Genomic DNA, 3,331 nt, shown 5'->3' with positions numbered 1-3,331 from the left:
GTCTCCGACGAACACCCCCGGACCCGGTGACACCACCCCCCAGGTCATGCCTTCGACAGGGGGCAACAGTCATGCCGGGCCCGGAGGCCAGCGGCCCCATTGCGGAGCCGCGGAAAACATAACGGGGTGACGGCAGTAGTTGACGGCAACGTCAGCGGACGATGGGGGTGCAGGGTGGTGGTTCGTCGCCGCGGAGCTGACCGTCTTGGTGGTCTCCTGGCCGTCGAGCACGGTACCGAGAATGTCGATGGCGTCTCGCTGGAGGCGGAGCCGGACGTGGGCATGGACGGTGGCGGTGACGCCAATGTGGGCGTGGCCGAGGAGTTCCTTGATCACGACGAGTTCGACGCCCCGTTCCGGGAGCAGGGTGATGCAGCCCGGGACGCCGCCAACTCGGCCGCCGCGCACGCCGACAAGTCCGCCACCTACGCCGAGGAAGCAGCCGACCACGCCGGCGACTCGGCCACCTACGCTGCGGTGGCGAAGAAGAACGCCGATGCCGCCAAGGCGGCAGCCGACGCCGCGACAGCCGCGGTGACCAAAGCCAGAGAGATCTTCGACCTGGCCCGCGAGACCGAGAACGCCGACCTGGAGACCCGCACCGACGCGGCCATAGAGCGCGCCCGCTCGATGAAGACCACCTCCGACGCGGCCATCTCGACCTCGGCCGCCACCCAGGTCCAGGCGCTGTCCCTGAACGACACCGCCACCGCCCTGGCCCAGGAAGCCGCACGCCCTGACGTCGACATCCAGGCCACAGCCGCCAAGGGCCGCCAGCTTGCCATGCAGGCGATGAAGCTCCTGGGCCCCTGGCACCAGGAAGCCGCCGCCCAGGCGCTGTCCGGCACCGACCAGGACGTCCTGGACTACCTGCGCACCCGCTGGAAAGAGGCCAACCACAACGACGTGCGCCAGCGCGTCGTCGAGCTGAGCACGCAAAGCCCCTACGCCTCCGTCCGCACCGCGGCCACCGAGGCCCTCAAGGGCACACCGGAACAGATCGAGACTTTCTACAGCAGCGGCCAGTACGACGCCGTGGTGCCGGCGGCGAGCCGGGCACAGGTGTGTCCCACCCGGAGGTGGGCGAGGGTGAGCAGCACCTGGCGGTCGGCGGTCAGGCGCGCCACCGGGAGCCGATCGCGCGACGGTGGTGCCGCAACTGCTGCGCGAGGAAGCGGAGGGCAGAGCTGGACACGTCGACGCCCGACGGGTAGACAAGCACGTGGAGCCTCTGGTGAAGACGGTTCTCTTGGTCGAAAACCCATCTACCAGGGCCTTCACCTCGTTGTGAGCCCAACTGGCCAGCTTGAGCGCCAGGTTGGAAAACGCTCACGGCCTACCAGGACCGTTCAACAAGATCGTGTCACGAGCTCTCAGCAGCTTGACACGACATAGCAGCCTCGGGGGAAGCGGTTGCGGCCTTGGAGCGGGCGCAGGGCCTCCGTACTACCGTCCGAGAAGTTTTAGAGCGAGCTGGAGTCCTGTCATGAATGCCTTTGACCGCATCCCCGTCGTGGCAATTGGTGGAGGAGCTGGGGCAGGTAAGAGCGAACTTGCCCGTGGACTTTCGACTCAGGGTTTCACTGTCATCCACTTGGATGATTTCTATCACGATGCCATGGAAGCTGGCGTCACAGTTGAGAAGCTGGATGGCTCAGGCAGGGTCCTGGATAGAGGCCACCCGGAGTCTATCGATCTGCACAAGTTTCTCCTTGAGATGGGCCGCTTGCGAGAACCTGGCGATGGAAAGAGGGGCCTAGTCGTCGAAGGTACCTTTGCTCTGTATTTCTCGGAAATCGTGGAGGAATCCATCCTGTCTGTGTACATTGCTACGCCCGATGATGTGCGGCTGGCGAGGAAGATGATGCGGAAGCTTTCCTCTGGGGACAGTGATGCTCAATTGATGATCCAAAACTATTTGCATTTCAGTCGACCTCGGCATGAAGAATATGTAGCGCCTACCCAAAAGTCTGCTGACCTCGTGCTGGATGGGATGCAGTCGATTGATTCGCTTACCGAGGCCGTCATGCGGGCCTTCAGTGAAGTAGCGTAAGGGTGCAGCGGGGGCGCCTTGATCACACCGTGTGGGTTGGCGGCACTCTGGCGCGATCAGAGGCTTTTATGTGCGCCGTCGCTGGGGGCAAGCCCGAGCGCCGATCCCGACCATCAGGTCCTTCTGCCGACCGTCACCGCTGGTGCCTATGTCCTGGCGTATCTCGTCAGCGGGACTTTGCTGCTGCTTGCTGAGCCTGCGCGGTGTGTGCCGCTGCAAGCAGCATCAGGAGCAGGGCGGTGCCGTTGCTATTCGGTGGGGTACCGCTCATGTTGCGGCGGCGCGCCAGGCGCCGCCGGGGGGCGGTACGAAGAAGTAGCCGCCGCCCGCAGTGAGGGTGTAATTGGACATGGCTTCGCCCTGTAGCCGGTGCCGGACGGCTTCCAATCCCTTGTCCAGGTCGCGTTGGAAGCAGGAGAAGATCAGTCCTTGGTCCTCGGCGCCGACCGCCCGGACGAAAAAGGCCGTTGGTGTCGAGTCTGGTGTCGGTGACCTGCGCCCCGAGCGGGGCCGCATCCGCGGTGTCGAGCGGCCGTGACCGCACCCGGGCACCCCGAGCGGGCCGTCTCCGACCCGATCGGGATGATCGTGGACCTGGTCGCGGCCGTCGAACACCGACTGGAGCCCGACCGGAGCCGCGCCGTGGTCACCAGCGTCGCGGGCGGCCGCGCGAAGTCACGCCGCCTCGCGGCGCATCGGGCCGAGCATCCCGGCGTGCTTGCCGACGGCCGTTCGCCGGCGCTCGCCGCGTTGTGGGAGCGGCAGCAGACGTCGCAGCACGGCTGGGTACTGGAAACCAGGTCGGCAGGTCATGTGGCAGGAGCCGCCACTGACAAGGGCCCGAGCGTATGTCGCAGCGCCAGGGCGTGGCCGTGCTGGAGCGCCTGGGCCTGGCGGAGCTGGCCGGGCGGGAGGTGCGGGTGGAGCTGTCGGCCTGGGAAGGCCAGCCGATCCGGTGGGCGGCGCGCTTGACCGACCCCGGCCACGACGTTCTGGTCTACCACCGCCAGGGGCCAGCTCCTGCACGCCGAGAGCCCGGGCCCGGTCCGACACTGGTGGAGCTGCGGCAGGCGCAGATGGACGCAGCGCGTCTTCGTGAGCATGGCCGCCGACCTGCGGGTACCGCCTGCCCCTGGGCTGGCCGAACAGGTGATGGCGTCCCTTGAAGTGGTGTAGCCGGTCTTGGCTGATGTGCGCCCCTGGCTCGCCACCGCGTTGCCCCTGGTGGACCGCTCGTGCGCCCTGAACAAGGACGGGCCACCGTGCAACTCTCCGCGG

General features: G+C 66.7%; 2 protein-coding genes and 3 pseudogenes. 2 read left to right on the top strand and 3 right to left on the bottom strand.

All coding sequences use genetic code 11. The annotated features are described in order from the left end of the window. Positions 1–151: 151 nt before the first annotated feature. Positions 152–369 (bottom strand): annotated as a pseudogene (locus MTQ10_RS31375) (site-specific integrase); the annotation flags it as partial. On the opposite strand from MTQ10_RS31375, the pseudogene MTQ10_RS31555 reads away from it, so the two are divergent. Beyond that, positions 283–975, top strand: a pseudogene (locus MTQ10_RS31555) (ALF repeat-containing protein); the annotation flags it as partial. The pseudogenes MTQ10_RS31375 and MTQ10_RS31555 overlap by 87 nt on opposite strands. Before the next feature lie 50 nt (positions 976–1,025). On the opposite strand, the pseudogene MTQ10_RS29190 reads toward MTQ10_RS31555, so the two are convergent. Then, a pseudogene (locus tag MTQ10_RS29190) lies at positions 1,026–1,222 on the bottom strand (IS5/IS1182 family transposase); the annotation flags it as partial. 264 nt (positions 1,223–1,486) lie between these two features. Between MTQ10_RS29190 and MTQ10_RS29185 the strand changes: the two are divergent. Further along, a complete protein-coding gene (locus tag MTQ10_RS29185) occupies positions 1,487–2,053 on the top strand; it encodes a uridine kinase family protein (RefSeq protein WP_247473397.1) in 567 nt (188 codons plus the stop codon). Between the two features lie 267 nt (positions 2,054–2,320). On the opposite strand, the gene MTQ10_RS29180 is transcribed toward MTQ10_RS29185, so the two are convergent. After that, positions 2,321–2,569 carry a Dyp-type peroxidase domain-containing protein gene (locus tag MTQ10_RS29180; protein WP_247473398.1) on the bottom strand — a complete coding sequence of 83 codons (249 nt, stop codon included), beginning with the start codon at positions 2,567–2,569 and terminating at the stop codon, positions 2,321–2,323. Between the last annotated feature and the right edge of the window lie 762 nt (positions 2,570–3,331).

Origin of the sequence: Streptomyces sp. XM83C, assembly GCF_023072675.1 — a bacterium.
GTDB classification, from domain to species: Bacteria; Actinomycetota; Actinomycetes; order Streptomycetales; family Streptomycetaceae; genus Streptomyces; species Streptomyces thermocoprophilus.
This window is presented reverse-complemented; position numbering and strand designations above follow the sequence as displayed.

Bases quoted from the DNA above. Each gene is read 5' to 3' on its own strand.
- MTQ10_RS29185 (WP_247473397.1), top strand. From the start codon at position 1,487: ATGAATGCCTTTGACCGCATCCCCGTCGTGGCAATTGGTGGAGGAGCT.
- MTQ10_RS29180 (WP_247473398.1), bottom strand. From the start codon at position 2,569: ATGCGGCCCCGCTCGGGGCGCAGGTCACCGACACCAGACTCGACACCA.